Source organism: Pseudomonas parafulva NBRC 16636 = DSM 17004 (assembly GCF_000730645.1).
In the GTDB taxonomy this organism is placed as follows: Bacteria; Pseudomonadota; Gammaproteobacteria; order Pseudomonadales; family Pseudomonadaceae; genus Aquipseudomonas; species Aquipseudomonas parafulva.
Genome location: NZ_BBIU01000006.1, coordinates 151,278 through 176,177 on the forward strand (window position 1 = coordinate 151,278; position 24,900 = coordinate 176,177).

The 24,900-nt window shown below is 63.0% G+C and carries 19 protein-coding genes; 12 read left to right on the forward strand and 7 right to left on the reverse strand.

Features of this window, described 5'->3' with window-relative positions:
• The first annotated feature begins 185 nt into the window (after positions 1–185).
• The 6 genes from fadB to PPA02S_RS05070 all read left to right on the forward strand — a co-directional run bounded on the left by fadB (position 186) and on the right by PPA02S_RS05070 (position 7,474).
• Positions 186–2,333: a fatty acid oxidation complex subunit alpha FadB gene (gene fadB, locus PPA02S_RS05045; protein WP_028632469.1), complete on the forward strand. Its 2,148-nt coding sequence runs from the start codon at positions 186–188 to the stop codon at positions 2,331–2,333.
• A 31-nt stretch (positions 2,334–2,364) separates the two neighbouring features.
• Positions 2,365–3,540 (forward strand): acetyl-CoA C-acyltransferase FadA, encoded by a 1,176-nt coding sequence (gene fadA / locus PPA02S_RS05050; RefSeq protein WP_028632470.1) that lies wholly within the window; start codon positions 2,365–2,367, stop codon positions 3,538–3,540.
• 77 nt (positions 3,541–3,617) lie between these two features.
• A complete protein-coding gene (locus PPA02S_RS05055; RefSeq protein ID WP_028632471.1) occupies positions 3,618–3,869 on the forward strand; it encodes a DUF1653 domain-containing protein in 252 nt (83 codons plus the stop codon).
• A 100-nt stretch (positions 3,870–3,969) separates the two neighbouring features.
• A complete protein-coding gene (gene topA, locus PPA02S_RS05060; protein WP_028632472.1) occupies positions 3,970–6,582 on the forward strand; it encodes a type I DNA topoisomerase in 2,613 nt (870 codons plus the stop codon).
• 92 nt (positions 6,583–6,674) lie between these two features.
• On the forward strand, positions 6,675–7,190 hold the full coding sequence (locus PPA02S_RS05065) for a DUF6586 family protein (RefSeq protein ID WP_028632473.1): 516 nt from the start codon (positions 6,675–6,677) through the stop codon (positions 7,188–7,190).
• A gap of 50 nt (positions 7,191–7,240) precedes the next feature.
• Positions 7,241–7,474, forward strand: coding sequence for a hypothetical protein (locus PPA02S_RS05070; RefSeq protein WP_028632474.1), 234 nt, complete (start codon positions 7,241–7,243; stop codon positions 7,472–7,474).
• 48 nt (positions 7,475–7,522) lie between these two features.
• Here the strand turns inward: PPA02S_RS05070 and sulA are convergent, their stop codons facing one another.
• Both sulA and lexA read right to left on the reverse strand, forming a co-directional pair.
• Complete coding sequence (gene sulA / locus PPA02S_RS05075) at positions 7,523–7,999, reverse strand: SOS-induced cell division inhibitor SulA (protein ID WP_028632475.1); 477 nt, start codon at positions 7,997–7,999, stop codon at positions 7,523–7,525.
• Between the two features lie 13 nt (positions 8,000–8,012).
• On the reverse strand, positions 8,013–8,621 hold the full coding sequence (gene lexA / locus PPA02S_RS05080) for a transcriptional repressor LexA (RefSeq protein ID WP_028632476.1): 609 nt from the start codon (positions 8,619–8,621) through the stop codon (positions 8,013–8,015).
• 252 nt (positions 8,622–8,873) lie between these two features.
• Here lexA and PPA02S_RS05085 point away from each other — a divergent pair, with 252 nt between their 5' ends.
• Positions 8,874–9,587, forward strand: coding sequence for a TetR/AcrR family transcriptional regulator (locus PPA02S_RS05085; RefSeq protein ID WP_028632477.1), 714 nt, complete (start codon positions 8,874–8,876; stop codon positions 9,585–9,587).
• Positions 9,588–9,657: 70 nt separating this feature from the next.
• Positions 9,658–10,656 (forward strand): beta-N-acetylhexosaminidase, encoded by a 999-nt coding sequence (gene nagZ / locus PPA02S_RS05090; protein WP_174435877.1) that lies wholly within the window; start codon positions 9,658–9,660, stop codon positions 10,654–10,656.
• A gap of 36 nt (positions 10,657–10,692) precedes the next feature.
• On the opposite strand, the gene PPA02S_RS22500 is transcribed toward nagZ, so the two are convergent.
• From PPA02S_RS22500 to mfd, 3 genes are read right to left on the reverse strand one after another with little or no spacing between them, the layout of a single operon-like run.
• On the reverse strand, positions 10,693–14,010 hold the full coding sequence (locus PPA02S_RS22500) for a DEAD/DEAH box helicase (protein WP_080667820.1): 3,318 nt from the start codon (positions 14,008–14,010) through the stop codon (positions 10,693–10,695).
• 3 nt (positions 14,011–14,013) lie between these two features.
• A complete protein-coding gene (locus PPA02S_RS05100) occupies positions 14,014–14,586 on the reverse strand; it encodes a peptidoglycan binding protein CsiV (RefSeq protein ID WP_028632479.1) in 573 nt (190 codons plus the stop codon).
• Positions 14,587–14,595: 9 nt separating this feature from the next.
• Complete coding sequence (gene mfd, locus PPA02S_RS05105; RefSeq protein ID WP_028632480.1) at positions 14,596–18,045, reverse strand: transcription-repair coupling factor; 3,450 nt, start codon at positions 18,043–18,045, stop codon at positions 14,596–14,598.
• A 167-nt stretch (positions 18,046–18,212) separates the two neighbouring features.
• Here mfd and PPA02S_RS05110 point away from each other — a divergent pair, with 167 nt between their 5' ends.
• Together PPA02S_RS05110 and sthA are read left to right on the forward strand one after the other, a co-directional pair.
• Positions 18,213–19,676, forward strand: a complete 1,464-nt coding sequence (locus tag PPA02S_RS05110; RefSeq protein ID WP_033727928.1) for a glyceraldehyde-3-phosphate dehydrogenase — start codon at positions 18,213–18,215, stop codon at positions 19,674–19,676.
• A gap of 372 nt (positions 19,677–20,048) precedes the next feature.
• The gene (sthA, locus tag PPA02S_RS05115) at positions 20,049–21,443 is read left to right on the forward strand and encodes a Si-specific NAD(P)(+) transhydrogenase (protein WP_028632482.1); all 1,395 of its coding nucleotides are present in this window, start codon (positions 20,049–20,051) and stop codon (positions 21,441–21,443) included.
• Between the two features lie 42 nt (positions 21,444–21,485).
• On the opposite strand, the gene PPA02S_RS05120 is transcribed toward sthA, so the two are convergent.
• Complete coding sequence (locus PPA02S_RS05120; protein ID WP_028632483.1) at positions 21,486–22,208, reverse strand: glycerophosphodiester phosphodiesterase; 723 nt, start codon at positions 22,206–22,208, stop codon at positions 21,486–21,488.
• A 32-nt stretch (positions 22,209–22,240) separates the two neighbouring features.
• The gene (locus PPA02S_RS05125; protein ID WP_028632484.1) at positions 22,241–22,825 is read right to left on the reverse strand and encodes a PilZ domain-containing protein; all 585 of its coding nucleotides are present in this window, start codon (positions 22,823–22,825) and stop codon (positions 22,241–22,243) included.
• Between the two features lie 93 nt (positions 22,826–22,918).
• Here PPA02S_RS05125 and PPA02S_RS05130 point away from each other — a divergent pair, with 93 nt between their 5' ends.
• Together PPA02S_RS05130 and lolD are read left to right on the forward strand one after the other, a co-directional pair.
• The gene (locus PPA02S_RS05130) at positions 22,919–24,169 is read left to right on the forward strand and encodes a lipoprotein-releasing ABC transporter permease subunit (RefSeq protein WP_028632485.1); all 1,251 of its coding nucleotides are present in this window, start codon (positions 22,919–22,921) and stop codon (positions 24,167–24,169) included.
• A gap of 7 nt (positions 24,170–24,176) precedes the next feature.
• Positions 24,177–24,860, forward strand: a complete 684-nt coding sequence (gene lolD / locus PPA02S_RS05135) for a lipoprotein-releasing ABC transporter ATP-binding protein LolD (protein WP_174435876.1) — start codon at positions 24,177–24,179, stop codon at positions 24,858–24,860.
• Positions 24,861–24,900 lie beyond the last annotated feature (40 nt).

Consider the following 24,900-nt stretch of genomic DNA (forward strand, 5'->3'; position numbering starts at 1 on the left):
TTTTCGGAGAATGTGTGCACACCCAAATCAAACGGGCGTATGAATTGAGCGTTTGTATGGCACTGCGCCAATTCATGCCCCCGACTAGCGCGCTGACGGGTGTGCCTGGGGCAGGGCAGGCGAGCCTGCTTTTGCTGCAGTGATCGGCGTGTACAGTTCAGCTTCCATATCGTGGAGATCAGTTGATGATTTACGAAGGTAAAGCCATCACGGTTAAGGCTCTTGAAAGTGGCATCGTCGAACTCAAGTTCGACCTCAAGGGTGAGTCCGTCAACAAGTTCAACCGCCTTACCCTGAGCGAGCTTAGCCAAGCCGTCGATGCCATCCGGGCCGACGCCTCGGTCAAGGGCGTGATCGTCAGCAGTGGCCAGGACGTGTTCATCGTCGGCGCCGACATCACCGAGTTCGTCGACAACTTCAAGCTGCCCGAGGCCGAACTGGTCGCCGGCAACCTGGAAGCGAACCGCATCTTCAACGCCTTCGAAGACCTCGAAGTACCCACCGTGGCCGCCATCAACGGTATCGCCCTGGGCGGCGGCCTGGAAATGTGCCTGGCCGCCGATTACCGGGTCATGTCCACCAGCGCCCGTATCGGCCTGCCTGAAGTGAAGCTGGGCATCTACCCAGGCTTTGGCGGTACCGTACGGCTGCCGCGCCTGATCGGCTCGGACAACGCCGTCGAGTGGATCGCCGCAGGCAAGGAAAACCGTGCCGAAGACGCGCTTAAAGTGGGTGCCGTAGACGCTGTGGTGGCCCCTGAACTGCTGATGGCGGGCGCGCTCGACCTGATCAAGCGCGCGATCGGTGGCGAGCTGGACTTCAAGGCCAAGCGCCAGCCGAAGCTTGAGAAGCTCAAGCTCAATGCCATCGAGCAGATGATGGCGTTCGAAACCGCCAAGGGCTTCGTCGCCGGCCAGGCAGGGCCGAACTACCCGGCCCCTGTCGAGGCCATCAAGACCATTCAGAAAGCGGCCAACTTCGGCCGTGACAAGGCGCTGGAAGTGGAGGCAGCAGGCTTTGCCAAGCTCGCCAAGACCTCGGTTGCAGAAAGCCTCATCGGCCTGTTCCTGAACGATCAGGAGCTCAAGCGCAAGGCCAAGGCCCATGATGAAATCGCCCATGACGTGAAGCAGGCCGCCGTGCTCGGTGCTGGCATCATGGGGGGCGGCATCGCCTACCAGTCGGCGGTAAAAGGCACGCCTATCCTGATGAAGGATATCCGCGAGGAAGCCATCCAGCTGGGCCTGAACGAGGCCTCCAAACTGCTGGGCAACCGCGTGGAGAAGGGCCGCCTGACCCCGGCCAAGATGGCGGAAGCGCTCAATGCCATTCGCCCTACCTTGTCCTACGGTGACTTTGGCCATGTCGACATCGTGGTCGAAGCAGTCGTGGAGAACCCCAAGGTGAAGCAGGCCGTGCTGGCCGAGGTAGAGGGGCATGTGGGTGACGATGCCATCCTGGCCTCGAACACTTCGACCATCTCCATCAACCTGCTGGCAAAAGCGCTGAAACGCCCGGAAAACTTCGTTGGCATGCACTTCTTCAACCCTGTGCACATGATGCCGCTGGTAGAAGTGATCCGTGGCGAGAAGTCCAGTGACGTTGCGGTCGCTACCACCGTGGCGTACGCCAAGAAAATGGGCAAGAACCCGATTGTGGTCAATGACTGCCCGGGCTTCCTGGTCAACCGCGTGCTGTTCCCGTATTTCGGCGGCTTCGCCAAGCTGGTCAGTGCCGGCGTCGACTTCGTACGCATCGATAAGGTCATGGAGAAATTCGGCTGGCCCATGGGCCCGGCCTACCTGATGGACGTGGTTGGCATCGACACTGGCCACCACGGCCGTGACGTGATGGCCGAGGGCTTCCCGGACCGCATGAAGGACGACCGTCGCTCGGCGGTGGATGCCCTCTATGACGCCAACCGCCTCGGCCAGAAGAACGGTAGGGGCTTCTACGCCTACGAAACCGACAAGCGTGGCAAGCCGAAGAAGGTGGCCGACGCCACGGTGCTCGACGTGCTCAAGCCTGTGGTATTCGAGCAGCGTGAGGTTACCGACGAGGACATCGTCAACTGGATGATGATCCCGCTGTGCCTGGAAACCGTGCGCTGCCTGGAGGACGGTATCGTCGAAACCGCCGCCGAAGCGGACATGGGCCTGGTTTACGGTATTGGCTTCCCGCCCTTCCGGGGTGGTGCGCTGCGGTACATCGACGCCATCGGTGTGGCCGAATTCGTTGCCCTGGCCGATCGCTACGCCGATCTGGGCCCGCTGTACCACCCGACCGCCAAGCTGCGTGAAATGGCCAAGACTGGCCAGCGCTTCTTCAACTGAGCGGTCAACGAGCTAGAGCGAGAGATTTGATATGAGCCTGAATCCAAGAGACGTGGTGATTGTCGACTTCGGTCGCACACCCATGGGCCGCTCCAAGGGTGGCATGCACCGCAACACCCGCGCCGAAGACATGTCGGCGCACCTGATCACCAAACTGCTGGAACGCAACGACAAGGTCGACCCCAAAGAGGTGGAAGACGTGATCTGGGGGTGCGTCAACCAGACCCTGGAACAGGGCTGGAACATTGCCCGCATGGCGTCCCTGATGACGCCCATCCCGCACACCTCGGCTGCGCAGACGGTCAGCCGCCTGTGCGGTTCGTCGATGAGCGCGCTGCACACCGCTGCCCAGGCCATCATGACCGGCAACGGCGATGTCTTCGTGATCGGCGGGGTCGAGCACATGGGCCATGTGAGCATGATGCATGGCGTGGACCCTAACCCGCACCTGTCGTTGCACGCCGCCAAGGCCTCGGGGATGATGGGCCTCACCGCCGAGATGCTCGGCAAGATGCACGGCATCACCCGAGAGCAGCAAGACCTGTTCGGCGTGCGTTCGCATCAGCTGGCCCACAAGGCCACGGTGGAAGGCAAGTTCAAGGACGAGATCATCCCCATGCAAGGGTATGACGAGAATGGCTTCCTCAAGGTGTTCGACTTTGACGAAACCATTCGCCCGGAAACCACGCTTGAAGGCCTGGCCTCGCTCAAGCCTGCGTTCAACCCCAAGGGGGGGACCGTGACTGCGGGCACGTCGTCGCAGATCACCGACGGTGCCTCGTGCATGATCGTGATGTCGGGGCAGCGTGCGATGGACCTGGGTATCCAGCCGATGGCGGTTATCCGTGCCATGGCAGTGGCCGGCGTAGACCCGGCAATCATGGGCTACGGGCCAGTGCCCTCTACCCAGAAAGCCCTCAAGCGTGCGGGCTTGACCATGGCCGATATCGACTTCATCGAGCTCAACGAAGCCTTCGCTGCGCAGGCCTTGCCAGTGCTCAAAGATTTGAAAGTGCTCGACAAGATGGATGAGAAGGTTAACCTGCACGGCGGCGCCATTGCCTTGGGCCACCCGTTCGGTTGCTCGGGGGCACGTATTTCCGGCACCCTGCTCAATGTCATGAAGCAGAACGGCGGTACCTTGGGGGTGGCGACCATGTGCGTCGGCCTGGGCCAAGGGATCACCACTGTCTTCGAACGCGTCTAAACGCGTAAGCTGACAGCGACCGGGGCCTTGTGCCCCGGTTTTGTTTTTTCTACCGTTTTGACCCAGAGGTGGGCGGCATGCAGATACAGCCAGGTGTGTACCGGCATTACAAAGGGCCTGAGTACCGTGTCTTCAGCGTTGCGCGACATTCCGAAAGCGAGGAGTGGATGGTCTTCTACCAATGCCTGTATGGTGACTACAGCTTTTGGGTGCGCCCCCTTGCAATGTTCTGTGAGTCGGTTGAGGTTGACGGCGAACAGGTGCCACGCTTTGCTTTGGTCAAGGCCGAAGAGGGCCTGGCAGGGGTGTCGGACAAGTCGCACGGCTGATCAGCCGAACTTGACCTCGCACTTTTGCCACTATATATAGCGGTGCCGCGTCTGGCACCTGACGTGTTTTTTATCTTCAGATTCAGGAATACACCGATCCATGGGCAAATCGCTGGTCATTGTGGAATCCCCGGCCAAGGCCAAGACCATCAACAAGTACCTGGGCAACCAGTACGTGGTGAAGTCGAGTATCGGCCATATCCGAGACCTCCCCACCAGCGGTTCGGCCAGCGCCAGCAAAGAGCCCGCCGCCAAGCGTGGCAAGGCGGCCGCGGGTGAGGCACCGGCCCTTTCGCCGAAAGAAAAGGCTCGCCGTCAGCTGGTTGCACGCATGGGCGTCGACCCGGATCACGGCTGGAAGGCCAAGTACGAGATCCTTCCCGGCAAAGAGAAGGTGATCGACGAGCTGCGTCGCCTGGCCAAGGATGCTGACACCATCTACCTCGCAACCGACTTGGACCGCGAAGGGGAAGCCATTGCCTGGCACCTGCGCGAAGCCATCGGCGGCGACGACACCCGCTACAAGCGTGTGGTGTTCAACGAGATCACCAAAAAAGCCATCCAGGACGCGTTCTCGCAACCGGGGGAGCTGGATATCGACCGGGTCAACGCGCAACAGGCCAGGCGCTTCCTGGACCGCGTGGTGGGCTACATGGTCTCGCCATTGCTATGGTCCAAGATCGCTCGCGGTTTGTCCGCCGGGCGCGTGCAGTCGGTGGCGGTGAAGCTGGTGGTGGAGCGTGAACGTGAAATTCGTGCGTTCATCCCCCAGGAATACTGGGAAATCCACGCCGACCTCGGCACTGCAAAAAATGCCAAGGTGCGTTTCGAAGTCGCCCGTGAGAACGGTGAAGCCTTCAAGCCGCTGAATGAGGCCCAGGCCATGGCGGCCCTGGACAAGCTCAAGGCGTCCAGCTACAGCGTGGTCAAGCGTGAAGACCGCCCGACCAGCAGCAAGCCGTCGGCGCCGTTCATCACCTCGACATTGCAGCAGGCTGCCAGCAACCGCCTGGGCTTCGGCGTGAAGAAGACCATGATGATGGCCCAGCGTTTGTACGAGGCGGGCTACATCACGTACATGCGTACCGACTCCACCAACCTGTCGGTAGACGCCCTGGACATGGCACGCAACTACATCGAGCGCGAGTTCGGCAAGCAGTACCTGCCTGAAGCGCCCATGGTCTATGGCAGCAAGGAAGGCGCGCAGGAGGCCCACGAGGCTATCCGCCCTTCGGACGTCAACACGCACCCGACCAAGCTCAGTGGCATGGAGCGTGATGCCGAGCGCCTGTACGAGCTGATCTGGCGCCAGTTTCTGGCCTGCCAGATGCCACCGGCCCAGTACCTGTCCACCAGCGTGACCGTGGCGGCAGGTGACTTCGAATTGCGTGCCAAGGGCCGCATTCTGAAGTTCGACGGTTATACCCGGGTACTGCCGCAGCAGAGCAAGCCGGGCGAAGACGATGTGCTGCCAGAGATGGTGCAGGGCGAAGCCATGAAGCTGATGCAGCTCGACCCGAGCCAGCACTTCACCAAGCCGCCAGCGCGTTTCACCGAGGCCAGCCTGGTCAAGGAAATGGAAAAGCGCGGCATTGGCCGCCCGTCAACCTATGCGGCGATCATTTCCACCATCCAGGACCGCGGCTATGTGACGTTGCACAACCGCCGTTTCTACTCCGAAAAAATGGGCGACATCGTAACCGAGCGCCTGTCGGAGAGCTTCGCCAACCTCATGGACTACGGCTTTACCGCCGGCATGGAAGAGAACCTGGACGACGTGGCCCAGGGTGAGCGCGACTGGAAGAACGTGCTGGACGAGTTCTACGGCGACTTCAGCAAGAAGCTGCAGACTGCCGAGTCCAGCGAAGACGGCATGCGCGCCAACCAGCCGACCATGACCAACATCGCCTGCAAGGAATGCGGCCGGCCGATGATGATTCGCACCGCCTCGACCGGTGTGTTCCTAGGCTGCTCCGGTTACAGCCTGCCGCCCAAAGAGCGCTGCAAGGCGACTGTCAACCTGGTGCCGGGCGATGAGATCGCCGCCGACGACGAGGGTGAGTCGGAATCGCGGGTACTGCTTGGCAAGCACCGCTGCCCGATCTGCGCCACGGCGATGGATGCGTACCTGCTGGACGAGAAGCACAAGCTGCACATCTGCGGCAACAACCCTGACTGCCCGGGTTACGAGATCGAAGAGGGTAACTACCGCATCAAGGGGTACGAAGGGCCTAGCCTTGAGTGCGACAAGTGCGGCAGCGAGATGCAGCTGAAAACGGGCCGGTTCGGCAAGTTCTTCGGCTGCACCAACCCGGCCTGCAAGAACACCCGCAAGCTGCTGAAAAGTGGCGAAGCGGCGCCGCCGAAGATGGACAAGGTGGACATGCCCGAGCTCAAGTGCGAAAAGGTGGATGACACCTACGTGCTGCGTGACGGTGCTTCAGGCTTGTTCCTGGCTGCCAGCCAGTTCCCGAAAAATCGGGAAACCCGTGCGCCGTTGGTCTTGGAGATTGTGCCGCACAAGCACGAGATCGATCCCAAGTACCACTTCCTGTGCGATGCGCCTGCCAAAGACCCGGACGGCCGCCCGGCGGTGATCCGCTACAGCCGCAAGACCAAGGAGCAGTACGTGCAGTCTGAAGTCGACGGCAAGCCGACTGGCTGGAAGGCGTTCTACGATGGCAACGCCTGGAAGGTCGAAGACAAGCGCTGAGCAACAGCGTGTATTGTATTGGGGCCGCTATGCGGCCCTCGTCATTCATGAGCCGTCTAATTCGCCATGCAGCCTGATGGGAGGGCATAGAAATGGCCCAGGAAGTCTACACCCGTACCAACCAGAAACTGTTTTTTGCCGGGCTTGCGCTTGAATCCATGGCCAAGGCGGAACAAAGCCAGGCCATGAACGCGCAGGGCCTGGCCCAGGCAGAGCGTGAAGCCGCGCTGTTTCACCTGTATGGCGCATTGCTAGGGCTGTGTCATGAGGTCAGTGCTTTCTACCGTCTTCCAGCTGCTGCCAGTGTGGAGCAGGCCTTGGCGGATGATGCGCTTAATGGCCTTGCCATCCCAGAGGTTGCAGAACTGCTGGAGCTTGCCCGCCAGCGGGAGACCTGGCTGGCGCAAATGCTGGGGGCTTACGCCGACCTGTTCCGGCCGCCCGTCGCACGCAAGGCGCCAAAAACTGACGTCACTCAGCCGCTGATCCAGGCTGTAAGCCTTGATGAGCCGGCCACCGAACCACTGTCGAGGGATGAGTTGGAAAGCTGGCGCTCTAACCTCAAAGCGCTCGTCAGGCGTTTTCGCGACGCGTTGAGTGAGTGCTGAGTCCAGCCAGCGCTGGTACAATGCTGGCCTTTCGTGGAGAACCGCCGTTTATGTCTACGTCTTTTCTGGAAATTGTCGAGTTGCCTGATGGCCGCATCGAACTGCGTCGCGCCGAGGATGAGGGCTCATTGGTAACCTTGGATTTCTCGGAGGATGCCAAGGTGTTTCTGCAGGGTCAGCATGTGGAGGTGGCCAAGGCCATGCTCAGCGTTGGCGTGCAAATGGCCGGGCGGCTTATGGATGGCGAGCTTGAGCGGGAAGAAGGGCCGCGCGTACTGCATTGAGGTGCGTCACGCGTAAAGTTCTGTGTGGTCGCTGGCAAAGCCTGAACATCAGCCAAAGCGGATGTTCAGGCTTTGTGCATTACCCGCGCTGGCAGCGCGGACCAACTGCTGGCGTGCAGTTGCGTTGACGTTGCCCAGCCAGCTGACCACGGTATGGCTGCGCCCCAGGCGCAGCGCTTCGCAGGTCAGTTGCAACGGGCTCTTGTTGCCGCGAGGATGCAGCAGCAGGATGCGCTCACGGTTGAGGCCGGCATCCCGTAGCCACGCCTGGGTCAGGCTGGACGGCGGGGCGATCAGGGTGAGCCAGCGGGCTTCGTCCTCTTCGCTCAGTTCGCGCAGTACCGGTGCTAACAAGGTCTGGCAATGGCTGGGTGCGCCGTGCAGCGACAACTCGCTGAACAGGTCGGGCGCGCTGCTCTGGCGACTCAGTTCGCTGGCTTTCAGCCCAGGCAATACAGGCTGTGCGAGGAATGCTTCGAACAGGGGCAACTGGACTTGCTCGTGTGCGTGAATGATCTGCTGCATGACGCCTCCTGGATCAGCGGCGAATGACGCCGACGCTCAAGCCCTCGATCACCAGTTCCTGTTCTTTCAGGTTGACTTCGATGGGGGCGAATTCTGGGTTTTCAGCGAGCAGCCAGACCTTGTTGCCTTCGCGCTTGAAGCGCTTGACGGTCACCTCGTCGCCGATGCGGGCCACGACGATCTGCCCGTTACGGGCTTCGCGGCAGGTGTGCACGGCCAGCAGGTCGCCATCTAGAATACCGACGTCCTTCATGCTCATGCCGTGGACGCGCAACAGGTAGTCGGCCTGGGGGTGGAAGAAGGCAGGGCTGATGTTGCACGATTGCTCGATGTGCTGCTCGGCCAGAATGGGGGCACCCGCTGCCACCCGACCGATGATCGGCAGCCCAGCTTCCTCGGCCTTGGCTTCAAGGCCCGGGATGCGGATGCCGCGCGAAGCACCAGGGGTCATCTCGATGGCGCCTTTGCGGGCGAGTGCCTTGAGATGTTCTTCTGCGGCGTTGGGGGACTTGAACCCGAGCTCCTGTGCAATCTCGGCGCGGGTCGGCGGGAAACCGTTGTCCTCAAGGCAACGCTTGATGAACGCGAGGATTTCGGCTTGGCGTGGCGTCAGTTTCAACATGATCAGCGCTCTGTCTTTTTGTACAGTGACTGGGATTATATACAGTATTGGGGTGGCTGCAAGCTTCTAGCCTCAAGCTGCAAGTGGCAAGCTGCTAGTGGCAAGTAATAAGCATCACCGGCAAGGGCCGGCAGGGCAGCCCAGAACGGGTAGGAAGCAGGTGAGACTGGCCGGTCACGGAGCCTTGACAGACGCAGGGTTGAAACGTATGTTTCAAACACCTGTTTGTCTGGCGGAGCGCGCGGAGTAACCATGGCCCAATCGGAAACCGTTGAACGCATTCTCGATGCTGCCGAGCAGCTGTTCGCGGAAAGAGGGTTCGCCGAAACCTCGTTGCGGCTGATTACCAGCAAGGCCGGGGTCAACCTGGCTGCCGTAAATTACCATTTCGGCTCCAAGAAAGCCCTGATCCAGGCCGTGTTCTCGCGATTCCTGGGGCCGTTCTGCGCCAGCCTGGAGCGCGAGCTCGAACGCCGTCAAGCCAAGCCGGAACCCAGGCCTACCCTCGAAGAACTGCTGGAAATGCTCGTTGAGCAGGCACTGGTGGTGCAGCCGCGCAGCAACAATGACCTGTCGATCTTCATGCGCCTGCTGGGCCTGGCCTTCAGCCAGAGCCAGGGGCACCTGCGCCGCTACCTCGAAGACATGTATGGCAAGGTGTTCCGCCGCTATATGCTGCTGGTCAACGAGGCTGCGCCGCGCATCCCGCCGCTGGAGCTGTTCTGGCGCGTGCACTTCATGCTCGGCGCTGCTGCCTTCAGCATGTCGGGTATCAAGGCGCTGCGGGCTATTGCCGAAACCGATTTTGGCATCAACACCTCCATCGAACAGGTGATGCGCCTCATGGTACCTTTCCTGGCGGCCGGCATGCGTGCCGACACCGGTGTCACCGACCCGGCCATGGCCAGTGCCCAGTTGCGCCCGCGCACCAAGGCCGCCCCCGTGGTTTCCAGCGCCAAGGCTTGATGCCGCCACGCCGCGAGGCTGCGGCGCGCGCCACCCCGTCTCAATTCAAGGATTACCCATGACCGTCAGCCTGCAAGGCTCCCTGATGGTGGATATCGCCGGCCAATGGCTGACCGCCGAAGACCGCCACCTGTTGCGTCAACCCGAAGTGGCGGGGTTGATCATCTTTGCCCGCAACATCGACAGCCCGCGCCAGGTGCGTGAGCTGTGCGCCTCCATTCGCGCCATCCGCCCTGACCTTGTGCTGGCAGTGGATCAGGAAGGCGGCCGCGTCCAGCGTCTGCGCCAGGGGTTCGTACGACTGCCGGCCATGCGGGCATTGGCGGACAACGGCAATGCCCTGTACCTCGCCGAGCAATGCGGCTGGGTGATGGCCACCGAAGTGCTGGCGGTTGGCCTGGACCTGAGCTTTGCCCCCGTGCTCGACCTTGACCACCAGCGCAGCGCCGTGGTGGGCAGCCGAGCCTTCGAGGGTGACCCGCAGCGCGCTACCGATCTGGCTGCCGCGTTCATCCGGGGCATGAATGCGGCGGGCATGGCTGCCTGCGGCAAACACTTCCCTGGCCACGGCTGGGCTGAAGCCGACTCCCATGTGGCCATCCCGACCGACGAGCGCAGTTTGGCGCAACTGCGCCAGGCCGACCTGATTCCCTTCAGCCGCCTCAGTGGGCAGCTGGCGGCGGTGATGCCGGCGCATGTCATCTACCCGCAGGTCGACGACCGCCCGGCTGGCTTTTCCCGGCGCTGGCTGCAGGACATCCTGCGCGGCGAGCTGGGCTTCGACGGTGTGATCTTCAGTGACGACCTGTCCATGGCCGGGGCGCATGTGGTGGGTGACGCCGCCAGCCGAATCGAGGCGGCGCTTACCGCCGGCTGCGACATGGGCCTGGTGTGCAATGACCGGGCTGCAGCGGAGCTGGCGTTGAGCGCAGCACAGCGTATGCAGGTGAAGCCCTCGCCACGCATCGCACGCATGCGCGGCCAGGGCTTTGCCTGCACGGATTACCGCCAGCAACCGCGCTGGCTCGAGGCGTTGGGGGCGTTGCGCGAGGCGCAGTTGATCGACTGACCCCGCGGCTGCGGGGTGGGCATGGTTCCGTACCCGTCAGCGGCCGCGTTTACCCGGCAGTGGTGCAAACAGGGCTTCGATTTCCTCATCCCCCAGGCGCCATTGCCCGGCCTGCCCGCCGTCGAGCAAGCTGGCGGCCAACGCTGCCTTGTCTTGTTGCAGCAGCTGGATCTTCTCCTCGACGGTGCCGCGGGTAATCAGCTTGAACACGAACACCGGCTTGTCCTGGCCAATGCGGTAGGCGCGGTCGGTGGCCTGGCTCTCGCTGGCCGGGTTCCACCAGGGGTCGAAGTGGATCACGGTGTCGGCAGCGGTCAGGTTCAGCCCCACGCCGCCTGCCTTCAGGCTGATCAGAAATACCTCGCTGTGACCCTCCTGAAACTGTTGCACCGGTGTGCGCCTGTCACGGGTATCCCCTGTGAGCAGGCTGTAACGTATGTGGCGCTTTTGCAGTTCCTGTTCGATCAGGGCCAGCATCGAGGTGAACTGGGAGAACAGCAACACCCGCCGCCCTTCACCCAGCAGCTCGGCGAGCATCTCCATCAATGCCCCCAGCTTGCCCTTGTCGGCCTGGTTGCCCCGGGTTTCCACACCCTTGACCAGGCGCAGGTCGCAGCACACCTGGCGAAGCTTGAGCAGCGCATCCAGAATGACGATCTGGCTGCGCGCCGCGCCACTGCGGGCAATTTCGTCGCGAACCTTTTTGTCCATCGCTACCCGCACCGCCTCGTAGGTGTCGCGCTGGGCGTCGCTGAGCTCGACCCAGTGCACCATCTCGGTCTTGGCTGGCAGCTCGGTTGCGACCTGTTCCTTGGTACGGCGCAGCAGAAACGGGCGGATACGGGTCACCAGGTGGGCCAGCCGCTCACTGTCGCCTTGACGCTCGATCGGGTTGCGGTAGTCCTGGTTGAACCGCTTCAGGTCCCCCAGCCAGCCGGGCATCAGGAAGTGAAAGATCGACCACAGCTCGCCCAGGTTGTTTTCCATCGGCGTGCCCGTCAGGCATACGCGCTGGTTGGCCTTGAGCTCGCACACCGCTTGCGCAGCCTTGCTGGTGCTGCTCTTGATGTTCTGCGCTTCGTCCAGGATCAGCACGTGCCAGGGTTGATCCTGTAAATAGCCCAGGTCGCGGGGCACCAGTGCATAGGTGGTCAACACCAGGTCGTATTCGTGCAGGTTTGCAAAGTGCTTGTTGCGCGAAGGGCCCTGCAGGGCCAGCACGCGCAGTTCGGGGGCGAAGCGCTGGGCCTCGTCCAGCCAGTTGGGTACAAGGCTGGTGGGCATCACCACCAGGGCCGGCGAGCCGAGCCTGCCGGCTTCTTTTTCCAGCAGCAGGTGCGCCAAGGCCTGCAGGGTTTTGCCCAGCCCCATGTCATCGCCCAGGATGCCGCCCGTGCCCATCTCGCGCAGCGCCTGCAACCAGTTCAGGCCTTGCTGCTGATAGGGGCGCAGGCTGGCCTGTAGACCTGTGGGTGGTGGCACCTGCAGGTCGCGGGCATCGCGCAGGCGGCGGCCCAGGTCGCGGACATGCGCGCCGCCTTCCCAGTGCAGGGGCAGCCCATCGACTTCGTTCAGCCGCGCGGCATCGGCACGGTCCAGGCGTACGGCGGGGCCGGCTTCGTGTTCACCGAGGTACAGCCCGCCCAGGGTCGCCATGACCGCCTTGACCCGGCCATAGGGCAGGGCGACGCGCAGGGCAGGGCTGTCCAGCCGCCCGCGGTTCAGGTCAATCAGCAGGTGTTCGTCATCGTTGCGTTTGGCCAGTTCGCTGGGGCGTAGCAGTTCGGGGCTGCTGCGCAGCAGTTGCAGCACGATGGGTAGCAGGCTGTGGCGCTGCCCTTCGACCACGATGCCCAGTTCCAGGTCGAACCATTCATGGCCTGGCGCTTCATCGATGGACGCGTACCAGTCATCCACCTCCTGCAGGTTGAAGGCAAAGTCGCGGTGCATATCTATTTGCCAGCCCGCATCACGCAGCTGCCCTGCGCCTTCGCGCGCGAACTTCAGCCATGCTTCGTCGTCGGCGAGTTGGAACATTTCACCCGCGCTGTCAGGCAGTGCCTTGCTCTGCCGCGTTGCCACCTTGAAGCCCATGTCGCGCAGCGCTTTGCGCAACCGTTGCTCAGCTTCGGGCTGGCGGCGGATGCGTTGGCTGGTGCTGCCCACCAGGCGGGTCAGGGGCTTGTCGTCATTGCCACTCGCCCGCAAACCATCGTAGTCGAAGGCCAGTGCGGCGCGGTGCTGCAACTGCCGCTGCATGCGGCCGGTCTTGGGCATGTAGGCGGTGAACTCGACACTCCCCAGGGTGAGGTGGGGCGTGGGCGGGATGTCGTCGATCAGTTGCTCCTGTACGGGCGCCGGGGTGGGCACCTGATGGCTGAGCGCGTTGAGTTTATGGCTGAGAGGGACGACCAGGTGCTCAGGCACCACAGGGGCGACGGTCAGTTGCATGGCCGTGTGCGGGTTCAGGGTGTGCTCGACCGTGCCGACTTCTTTTGTATCGATATCGAGGTAGTAGAGTGGTACCAGGGGGATGACACACAGCATCTGCCCCCCTTCGCTCACCCAGGTGCCGCGATAGGCACCGCTGTCCAGCCGTACCCAGCGAAACTCGGCCTTGAGCGCAGGCCCCTGGCGCAGCAGCGGCAGCTCTGGTAGGTACAGCAGGCGCCCGGTATCAAGGGCGCGCTGGAACAGCTCGCCGCCTTCGTGACCCCTCAGCCGGTAGCCGCGATCCTGGCCGCCGCCCTGGTTCAGTGCCGAAAGCAGCCGCAGGATGCGGATGTCGTCCTCGGTGACGAAGTTCGGCGGCTGATACAGGTAATCGTAAAGTGACTGCACACGGCTGTAACGGATGCCATCGGCCGTGCGTGTGCCTTTGCGCACCATCAACGAGCAGCTGTCGTCATTCTCGAGCCTGAGTTCGTAGCAGACCATGCGCCCGCGTTTGTCCTTGCCCTCTTCGGTTTTGCGGGGTGCCTGCTCCAGGCCGGTCAGCCAGTGCTGCAGCTCGGGCGAGAGGGTCGTGCTTTTGGGTGCGGCGGGCGCATGGCTGGCGTAAGGGTCACAGATTGAAAACAGCACAGCGGCGCAGTGTTTGCAGTTGACCTGCACGGGGCAGGTGCAGTCACCGTCGATCATGCACCGCCCGTTTTCCAGGGTGACGAAGATCGTCTGGCTGTAGCGCTGCCCGCGGCTTCCCTCGCACGTGGCGGAAATCAGCTGGGTGTCGATTGCTTCCAGTTCGACCCTGCCTTCTTCGGCGTATTTCTCGCCCCGCTGCAAGGCGCCACGGTCGAAGCATTTGACCCAGTTCGGATTGTCGCTCAAGCATTCGAACGCATCTCTTGCCATGGCTTACTGCTCCAGCAATTCCGGGTCCATGGGCGGCATTTTGGGCGTGCCCGGCGGCGTTACTTTCAGCAGCAAGGCCAAGTGGCCGCCGTCGAGGAAGGTGAGTTGGCCGCCTTTGACGTTGCTGTTGGCCTGCCTGAACTGCTCGCTTTGCAACACGTTGCCATTGCCGTCGAGCTGGTTGACCCACAGGTTGGCCTCCACCGTGATGAAGCGGCCTTGGCCAATGCTGAGGTTGCCTTCGATAGGGAAGTGGCCGAACTGCTCGTTGCCCTCACCCAAGGCAATACGGCTTGGCCCATCGCCCACCTGCTGCTGCCAGGCCCGGTGCATCAGCACGGTGTAGTCTGCCGTGGCCTCCAGGCGGGTGGCTTCATCTTCAAGGGCAGGGCGCTGTTCGGCGTCCTTGCCAAGGCGTGGGGCACCGGCACTCCAGTTTTCAGGCGCGAACGGGCTGGTGAAGGCGGGCACGTTGTTTTGCCGTACCAGTATCATTTCTACCTGGTACAGGCCCTGGGCGAATGCGCTGGGGGCAAAAGCCGCCAGCAGCAGGGTCAGGCAACGGATGGCACGCATGGGTCTTCCTTAAGCAGGCTGTGGTGTCAGGCGCTCGAACAGCGCCTCCAGGGTGTTGAAGCGTTCGTCGGGCCGTTCCATCGGGACCATGAAGCGGAACTGGGTAGCCCCCTCGAACTTGTAGCGTTTGGGTTGGCCCTGGATCAGCTTGATCAGGGTCAACGGGTCGACCGGGGTTTCGGCCTCGAACTCGAGCTTGCCGCCGTTGGGGCCGGCGTCGACCTTCTTGATGCCGAGCTTTTCTGCCTGCAGCTTGAGCGCCGTCAGGCGCATCAAGTTCTTGGTCGGCTCCGGCAGCAGGCCGAAGCGGTCGATCATCTCCACCTGCAGGTCCTTGAGGCCTTCTTCGTCGGCGGCCGAGGCGATGCGCTTGTACAGGATCAGCCGCGCATGCACGTCCGGCAGGTAGTCTTCCGGGATCAGCGCCGGCAGGCGCAGGTTGATCTCCGGGCCGCCGCCCAGTGGCTGCTCGAGGTTGGGCTGGGTGCCCTTGCGGATGGCCTTGACCGCGCGCTCGAGCATTTCCATGTAGAGCGTGAAGCCCACCGCCTGGATCTGACCACTCTGGCCTTCGCCCAGCAGTTCGCCAGCCCCGCGGATTTCCAGGTCGTTGGTGGCCAGCACGAAGCCGGCCCCCAGGTCCTGGGTGTTGGCGATGGCTTCCAGGCGCTTTTCGGCGTCGGCGCTCACCTTTTGCCGGGTGGGCGTGAGCAAGTAGGCGTAGGCCTGGTGGTGGCTGCGGCCTACCCGGCCACGCAGCTGGTGCAGCTGGGCCAGGCCGAACTTGTCGGCGCGCTCGATGACGATGGTGTTGGCGCTGGGCACGTCGATGCCGGTTTCGATGATGGTTGAGGCCACCAGCACGTTGAAGCGCTTGTGGTAGAAGTCGCTCATCACCTGCTCCAGTTCACGCTCGCGCATCTGCCCATGGCCGATGCCGATGCGCGCCTCGGGCACCAGCTCTGCCAGGTCGGCGGCGCACTTCTCGATGGTTTTTACATCGTTGTGCAGGTAGTACACCTGGCCGCCGCGCAGCAGTTCGCGCAGCAGCGCTTCCTTCACCGTGCTGTTGTTCTGCTCCATGACGAAGGTGCGCACCGACAGGCGACGTGCCGGCGGCGTGGCGATGATGGACAGGTCACGCATGCCGGCCACTGCCATGTTCAGCGTGCGCGGAATGGGCGTGGCGGTGAGGGTGAGGATGTCGACCTCGCTGCGCAACGCCTTCAGTTGTTCTTTCTGGCGCACGCCAAAGCGGTGCTCTTCGTCGATGATGGCCAGGCCCAGGTCTTTGAAGCGCACATCGTCCTGCAGCAGCTTGTGGGTGCCGATGAGGATGTCGATCTTGCCCTCGGCCAGGTCCGCAGCGGCGCTGGCCACCTCCTTCGCGGACTTGAAGCGGCTCATGACCTCTACGGTCACCGGCCAGTCGGCAAAGCGGTCGCGGAAGCTGTTGTAGTGCTGCTGCGCGAGCAAGGTGGTAGGCACCAGCACGGCCACCTGGCGGCCACTGTGCACCGCGATGAATGCGGCGCGCATGGCCACTTCGGTCTTGCCGAAGCCCACGTCGCCGCACACCAGGCGGTCCATGGGCTTGGGCGCCAGCATGTCGGTGCGCACCGCTTCGATGGCCGCCTGCTGGTCAGGGGTTTCCTCGAACGGGAAGCCGGCACTGAAGGTGGCGTAGTCGGCGGCCGGGTCGGCGAAGGCATAGCCCTTGCGCGCGGCGCGGCGGGCATAGATGTCGAGCAGTTCGGCGGCCACGTCGCGCACCTGTTCGGCGGCCTTGCGCTTGGCTTTTTGCCAGGCTTCGGAACCCAGCCGGTGCAGCGGGGCCAGGGCATCGTCGCTGCCGGTATAGCGGGCGATGAGGTGCAGGTTGGCAACCGGCACGTACAGCTTGGCGCCCTCGGCATACTCCAGGGTAAGGAACTCGGCGGCCTGGCCGTCGATTTCCAGCGTAGCCAGGCCCAGGTAACGGCCAACACCGTGGTCGATGTGCACCACGGGCGCGCCTTCGCGCAGTTCGGTCAGGTTCTTGATGACGGCGTCGTTGGCGGTTTCGCCGCGCTTGTCACGGCGCCGGCGCTGCATCACGCGCTGGCCGAACAGCGGGCTCTCGGCAACCAAGGCAATGGCGGGGTCGTCCAGCACCAGGCCTTCGTCCAGCGGGGCGATGGTAATGGCCAGGCGCTCGCTGCCGGTGATGAAGTCTGCCCAGCCCTCGACCGTGTGCGGGCGCAGCTTGAGCCGCTCGAGCAGCTCCAGCAGCACTTCGCGGCGCCCGGCGGATTCGGCGGTGAACAGCACGCGGCCGCCGAACTGGTCGAGGAAGGCTGACAGCTCGGCCAGTGGCTGGTTGGCCTTGGCTTCGATCGCAAGGTTGGGCAGCGCCCGGGCAGCGAAACGCGCGCGGCCAGCGCCAGCGTCCAGGTCCTCGCTGCTGACCACCACCCGGGGCCATTGCTTGAGCCGGGCGAAGCAGTCTTCTACCGGCAGGAACAGTTCGGCCGGGGGCAGCAGCGGGCGGCTCAAGTCGCCGCGGCGGTCTTCATAGCGGCCGCGCACGTCGTTCCAGAAGTGCTCGGCGGCCTGCTCCACGCCTGGCAGCGAGAACACCTGGGTGTCGGCGGGCAAGTAGTCGAACAGCGTGGCGGTTTCTTCGAAGAACAGTGGCAGGTAGTACTCGATGCCCGCCGGGATGATGCCGCTGGCGAGGTCCTGGAAGATAGCGCTGCGGCGGAAGTCGACGTCGAAGCGCTCACGGAACCGCGCCTTGAAGCGGGTCACTTCTTCCTTCTGCATCGGGAATTCCCGCGCCGGCAGCAGCCGGATCGAGTCGACCTTGTCGATGGAGCGCTGGGTTTCCGGGTCGAAGGTGCGCAGCGTTTCGATCTCGTCATCGAACAGGTCGATGCGGTAGGGCAGTTTGCTGCCCATGGGGAACAGGTCGATCAGGGCGCCACGCACGGCGAACTCACCATGTTCGTACACGGTGTCGACGCATCGGTAGCCCGTGGCCTCCAGGCGGCTGCGCATCTGCTCTACGTCGATCGTCTGGCCTACGTCCAGCACCAGGCTGCTGCCCAGCAGAAACCGTGTAGGCGCCAGGCGGTGCAGGGCGGTGGTGATGGGAACCACCAGGATGCCGTGGCTGAGCTCCGGCAGCCGGTACAGGCTGGCGATGCGCTGGGAAATGATGTCCTGGTGCGGCGAGAACAGGTCGTACGGCAGGGTTTCCCAATCGGGAAACGGCAGCACCGGCAGCTCGGGGGCGAAGAACTTCAGCTCTTGCTCGAGGCGGTCGGCGGCCTGGCTGTCGGCGGTCAGCAGCAGGGTGAAGCGGCCAGCGCTGCTGGCGGCCTCGGCGATGGCAAGGCTGAGGGCGGCCCCGGGCAGGTTGCCCCAGGTTTGTTTGCCGGCCGTGGCCGACAGTTGCGGTAGGCGCAGAACTGACACGGGAGATGGCACTCCAAGCGTTGCGGCAAAGAGGTCGATTGTACCGGTGACCGTGCCGGCTGTCAGGCTTGGATGGGCATGATTGCTGGCCTGCGTCACCGCGACAGGCGCTCATTGCCGGTTACGCATCGGGGCGTCATAATGTAGCCCCTTTTTTCTGTCCCTACATGTGGAAGGTTCCCGTGACTCAGAAGCCCGACCAGTGTCTTGGTGAGTGGATCGATCGTGAAGCCCTGGCTGAAGCGATGATCCCGCTTATCGGTCAGCTCTACCGCAACAACAATGTGGTGAGCTCGATTTATGGCCGTAGCCTGATCAACCGTTCGGTTATCTCGATCCTCAAGGCGCACCGCTTTGCGCGTCATCGCCAAACCGACGAAACCGAACTGTCTGTTCACGAGACATTCCCCCTGCTCAAGGCCATGAGCGAGCTGAAGCTGGGCGCCGCTTCGGTCGACCTGGGCAAGCTGGCCAACAAGTTCAAGCAGGAAGGCAATGGCCGTACGGCCGAGCAGTTCGTCCGCGAAGAACTGGCCGAAGTGGTTGGCCAGCAGAACGCTGCTGCGCGCAAGGGCACCGACGTGGTGCTGTATGGCTTCGGTCGCATCGGCCGCCTGCTGGCACGCATCCTGATCGAAAAAACCGGTGGTGGCGACGGCCTGCGCCTGCGTGCCATCGTCGTGCGCAAAGGCGCTGAAAACGACCTGGTCAAGCGCGCCAGCCTGCTGCGTCGCGACTCGGTGCACGGCCCGTTCGATGGCACCATCACCATCGATGAAGCCAACAACACCCTCACCGCCAACGGCAACCTGATCCAGATCATCTACGCCAAGAGCCCGAGCGAAGTCGACTACACCCAGTACGGCATCGAGAACGCACTGATCGTCGACAACACCGGCGTATGGCGCGATGCCGACGGCCTGGGCCAGCACCTGGCCTGCCCGGGCGCCGGTCGCGTGATCCTTACCGCACCTGGCAAGGGCGCGCTGAAGAACATCGTGCACGGTATCAACCACGGCGACATCGCTGCCGATGACAAGATCATCTCGGCCGCCTCCTGCACCACCAACGCCATCGTGCCGGTGCTCAAGGCTGTCAACGACCAGTACGGCATCATCAATGGTCACGTCGAAACCGTTCACTCGTTCACCAACGACCAGAACCTGATCGACAACTTCCACAAGGGCAGCCGTCGTGGCCGTGCCGCGCCGCTGAACATGGTCATCACCGAAACCGGTGCTGCCACCGCTGCCGCCAAGGCCTTGCCAGTACTCAAGGGCAAGCTGACCGGCAACGCCATTCGCGTGCCGACGCCGAACGTGTCGATGGCCATCCTGAACCTGAACCTGGACAAGGCCACCACCCGCGAAGAAATCAACGAGTACCTGCGCCAGACCGCCATGCACTCGGAACTGCACAAGCAGATCGACTACGTCAGCTCGCAGGAAGTGGTGTCCACCGACTTCGTCGGTTCGCGTCACGCCGGTGTGGTAGACGCCGAGGCCACCATCTGCAACGACAACCGTGTCGTGCTGTACGTGTGGTACGACAACGAGTTTGGCTACAGCTGCCAGGTGGTCCGTGTGATGGAAGAAATGGCCGGGGTCAACCCGCCAGCATTCCCGCACTGATACGCCTGCAAGGCCATGAGCAGACGGGAACCTTCGGGTTCCCGTTTTCGTTCTGGCCGGCGGCGAGTGCCCGGGTGACTCCATCCGGCATTTGACGGAGAATGGCCGACGCTTTTGTGCAGTGGCTGGGTGACTGCCCCGCATTCGGCAGGCGTCGAAAGGCGAGTGAAAGCACCAGCAGGGATGATCAACGCCAGGGAATCGGTGACCCTATGTAGTGCGGGTAAAATTGGCCTACGACGCGACCAAGGGTTAATGTGCGCGGCGTTCACGCTTGATTAGACTGCACCCGAATTTTCTCATGGCGCCCTGGCGACATGATCGCGCCCCGCAAGCGACCGTGGCTTGCGGGCCAGTTCTGAAGGAGTACGCATGGCTGTCTACAACTACGACGTAGTGGTGCTGGGTTCCGGCCCGGCCGGTGAGGGTGCGGCGATGAACGCCGCCAAAGCAGGGCGCAAGGTGGCGATGGTGGACAGCCGTCGCCAGGTCGGGGGTAACTGCACTCACCTGGGTACCATTCCGTCCAAGGCACTGCGCCACTCAGTGCGGCAGATCATGCAGTTCAACACCAACACCATGTTCCGCGCCATCGGTGAGCCGCGCTGGTTCTCGTTCCCTGATGTGCTGAAAAGCGCCGAAAAGGTCATCGCCAAGCAGGTGGCTTCACGCACCGGCTACTATGCGCGCAACCGCGTCGACCTGTTCTTCGGCACGGGCAGCTTCGCTGACGAACAAACCATCGAGGTGGTGTGCCCCAACGGTGTGGTTGAAAAACTCAACGCCAAGCACATCATCATCGCCACCGGCTCGCGCCCCTATCGCCCTGCCGACATCGACTTCAACCACCCGCGGGTGTATGACAGCGACACCATCCTCAGCCTCAGCCACACCCCGCGCAAGTTGATCGTATACGGGGCCGGGGTGATCGGTTGCGAATATGCCTCCATCTTCAGCGGCCTGGGCGTGCTGGTGGAGCTGGTGGACAACCGGGGGCAGTTGCTCAGCTTCCTGGATTCGGAAATTTCCCAGGCGCTGAGCTACCACTTCAGCAATAACAACATCACCGTGCGCCATAACGAAGATTACGAGCGCGTGGAAGGGCTGGACAACGGTGTGATCCTGCACCTGAAGTCGGGCAAGAAGATCAAGGCCGATGCCTTGCTGTGGTGCAATGGCCGTACCGGCAACACCGACAAGCTGGGCCTGGAGAACATCGGCATCAAGGTCAACAGCCGCGGCCAGATCGAAGTGGACGAGGCCTACCGCACCAGCGTGCCGAACATCTATGGTGCGGGCGACGTGATCGGCTGGCCGAGCCTGGCCAGTGCTGCCCACGACCAGGGCCGTTCTGCCGCCGGCAGCATCGTCGACAACGGTAGCTGGCGCTTCGTCAACGATGTGCCCACCGGCATCTACACCATTCCCGAGATCAGCTCCATCGGCAAGAACGAGCAGGAACTCACCCAGGCCAAGGTGCCGTACGAGGTGGGCAAGGCGTTCTTCAAGAGCATGGCGCGGGCGCAGATTGCCGGTGAGCCCCAGGGCATGCTGAAGATCCTGTTCCACCGGGAAACCCTGCAGGTGCTGGGCGTGCACTGCTTCGGCTACCAGGCTTCGGAGATTGTGCACATCGGGCAGGCGGTGATGAACCAGCCTGGCGAACTGAACAACCTGAAGTACTTCGTCAACACCACGTTCAACTACCCGACCATGGCCGAGGCCTATCGGGTAGCGGCGTACGACGGCCTGAACCGGCTTTTTTGAGCGGCTCCGACCGGTGGCCTGAGCCGGTCGGAGAGACCGAATTCAACCCTGCCCGAGGGTGGTCCTGGCCAAACCGGGAAAGTCTGTAATCAGGCTGTCCACGCCGAAGTCGGCGAGCCTTCGCATCAGCGCGGGTTCGTTGACCGTCCACACCGACACGTGCAAACCCTGGCCCTGCGCTTTGAGCAGGCGCTCGGGGGTGCACAGTGTCCAGTTCAGCGCCAGCATCTGGCAGCCGTAGTTCTGGGCCACTTTCAGCGGGTCCAGCCAGGCGTACTCGGCCACCAGGCCGCGCTGCACGTCTGGCACCAGTTCCTGGGCGGCGCCCAGTACTTCACGTGAACTTGACGTGATGGTCACCTTGTCCAGCAGGCCGTATTGCTGTGCCAGCTCGCGAATGGCCAGAACCGTGGTGGCGGCGCGGGTGCGCGAGGCGCTTTTCACTTCCAGCTGCCAGTGCTCGAACGGGCACTTCTCGAACAACTCCTCGAGCCGCGGAATAGGGCAGGGCTGCACCCAGCCCGGGCCACCGTTGCGTGCGTCGATCTTGACCAGGTCTGCCGCCGGGTGCTCGACCACCTTGCCGCGTTTGCCTGTGGTGCGTTTGAGGCTCGGGTCGTGGATGACCATGAGCTGGTTGTCTGCCGACAGGTGCAGGTCCAGCTCGCAGCGCATCACGCCGTGAGACAGGCACTGTCGGAAACTGTTGAGGGTGTTCTCGGGTGCTTCGCCCTTGGCGCCGCGATGGCCGTAGATCAGGGTCACGTTCGTTCCTTCAAATCAGAGAGAAAAGGCATTCAGGACGCAGGGTCGTTGTGTTCCAGTTGCTCACGTCGCTGTTGTTGCTGGCGCTGCAGAATATAGCGGGCCAGCAATTGACGCTGGGCGTCGGTCATGTCGGTAAATTCGGTGCCAATGTCGAACCCGCCCTGGCTGCGCGGGTCGCAGTGGGTGACCTTGCCGCGCAGCAGCAGGCCATGGGCGCGCGGCATCAGCACCAGTTTCACCTTCACGCGGGTGCCCGGTGGCACGGGGGTGGCCTGCACGCATTCGATGCCGCCCTCGGAGATGACCACCGGTTGCGGTTGGCCCACTTCGCCGAGCAAGGTCTGGGCCACCACTGCGCTGAGCAGGTCCAGGCGTTTGTTCTGCGCCCGCAGGAACGCGGCCAGGGTGCGGTCCTTGTCGCTCAGCTGGCGCAGCAGGTGCTGGGCCTCGAAGTCGGACAAATGCAGCTCGCTGAGCAGGTTGAACAGTGGGGATTCATCCTGCAACACATCTGCCTCAAGGGCTTGCGCTGCGCTCAGGGGGCTTAATTGAAGTGCGATGCGGTCTGCGATGCGGTAGTATTCGCGGCGATCTTCTTCGTCTAATGTCGTCATGGCGAACCCTGGGTAGCGGCAGTGGTCCGAGTGTAAAGCCGCCGCAGGCGCCTCGCCACAAGGACGTTCCCTTTCATCCGAACAAGCCCCGACATGTTCAGACCTCTTTTCGCATTCATTGGCACGCGTTACACCCGTGCCAAACGCCGTAACCACTTCGTCTCGTTCATTTCCCTGACCTCGATGATCGGCCTCGCCCTGGGCGTGGTGGTGATGATCGTGGTGCTATCGGTCATGAACGGTTTTGACCACGAAATGCGCACCCGGGTGTTGGGCATGATCCCGCATGCCACCCTGGAGAGCGGCCAGCCCATCGCCGACTGGCCGGCCCTTGCCCAACAAGTAAAGCAGAATCCTCAGGTGCTGGCCGTAGCGCCCTACACCCAGATGCAGGGCCTGCTGACCCATGATGGCAAGGTGCAGAAGGTGCTGCTCAACGGCATCGACCCTGCGCGCGAGCGGGAGGTGTCGATCATCGACAAGTTCCTCCTGCAAGGCCGCCTGGACCAGCTGGCGCCGGGCGAGTGGGGCATCATGATCGGGGACAAGGCCGCTGCCAAACTGGGCGTGGCCATTGGCGACAAGCTCACGTTCGTGGCCCCCGAGGTCAGTGTGACGCCTGCCGGCATGTTCCCGCGCATGAAACGCTTTACCGTAGTGGGCACTTTCCACGTTGGCGCGGGTGAGATCGACGGCTACCTGGGGCTGACCAACATCAGCGACCTGTCGCGCCTGCACCGCTGGAAACCCGATCAGGTGCAGGGCCTGCGGCTGAAGTTCGATGACCTGTTCCAGGCGCCACGGGTGGCCTATGACATCGCCCAGCGCCTGGGCGACCAGGAATTCTACAGCCGCGACTGGACCCGTACCCACGGCAACCTGTACCAGGCCATCCGCATGGAGAAGGCCATGATCGGCCTGTTGTTGCTGCTGATCGTTGCAGTGGCTGCGTTCAACATCATTTCCACGCTGGTGATGGTGGTGAACGACAAGCGCGGCGACATCGCCATCCTGCGCACACTGGGGGCTACCCCGGGCCAGATCATGCTCATCTTCATGGTCCAGGGCACGGTGATTGGCGTGATCGGCACCCTGATCGGTGCCGTGGTCGGCATCCTCGCGGCGCTTAACGTCAGCGCCGCCATCGCCGGCATCGAGAAACTGATCGGGCACAAGTTCCTCAATGCCGACGTGTATTTCATCGATTACCTGCCCTCGCAGATCCAGGCCCAGGATGTGTACATGGTCTGTGGTGCGGCGCTGGTCCTGAGTTTCTTCGCCACCCTGTACCCGGCCTGGCGTGCCGCCCGCACCCAGCCTGCAGAGGCGCTACGTTATGAGTGAGTCGCGCATGAGTGATAAAGCCGTTCTGAGTTGCCGCAACCTGGGCAAGGCCTACGACGAGGGGCCGGAATCGGTGCAGGTGTTGTCCGGGCTCAACCTGGAGCTGCACCCCGGTGAGCGTGTGGCCATCGTCGGCAGTTCTGGCTCGGGCAAGAGTACCTTGCTCAACCTGCTGGGCGGCCTCGACCGGCCGACCCAGGGCAGCGTCTGGCTGGCCGGTGAAGAGTTGTCGGCGTTGGGGGAGCGTGCCCGCGGCTTGCTGCGCAACCGGGCGCTGGGTTTCGTCTACCAGTTCCACCATCTGCTGCCCGAGTTCACCGCCGTCGAGAACGTGTGCATGCCGCTGCTGATCGGCCGTACGCCCATCCCCGAGGCCCGTGAGCGTGCCGAAGCGCTGCTCACGCGCGTGGGCCTGGCCCACCGCTTCAACCACAAGCCGGCAGAATTGTCCGGCGGTGAGCGTCAGCGGGTGGCCATTGCCCGGGCGCTGGTCAACCGCCCGGGGCTGGTGATGCTCGACGAGCCCACCGGCAACCTCGACCACCACACCGCCCAGGGCATACAGGAGCTGATGCAGGAGCTGTCGGGTGCATCGCGCACGGCATTCCTGGTAGTCACCCATGACCTGAACCTGGCCCGTCAGATGGACCGCGTGCTGAAGCTCGAAGACGGCCACCTGGTGGCGATCTGACCGATTTGCCGGGGCGGCACTGCCGCCCCGTTTTCCGTTT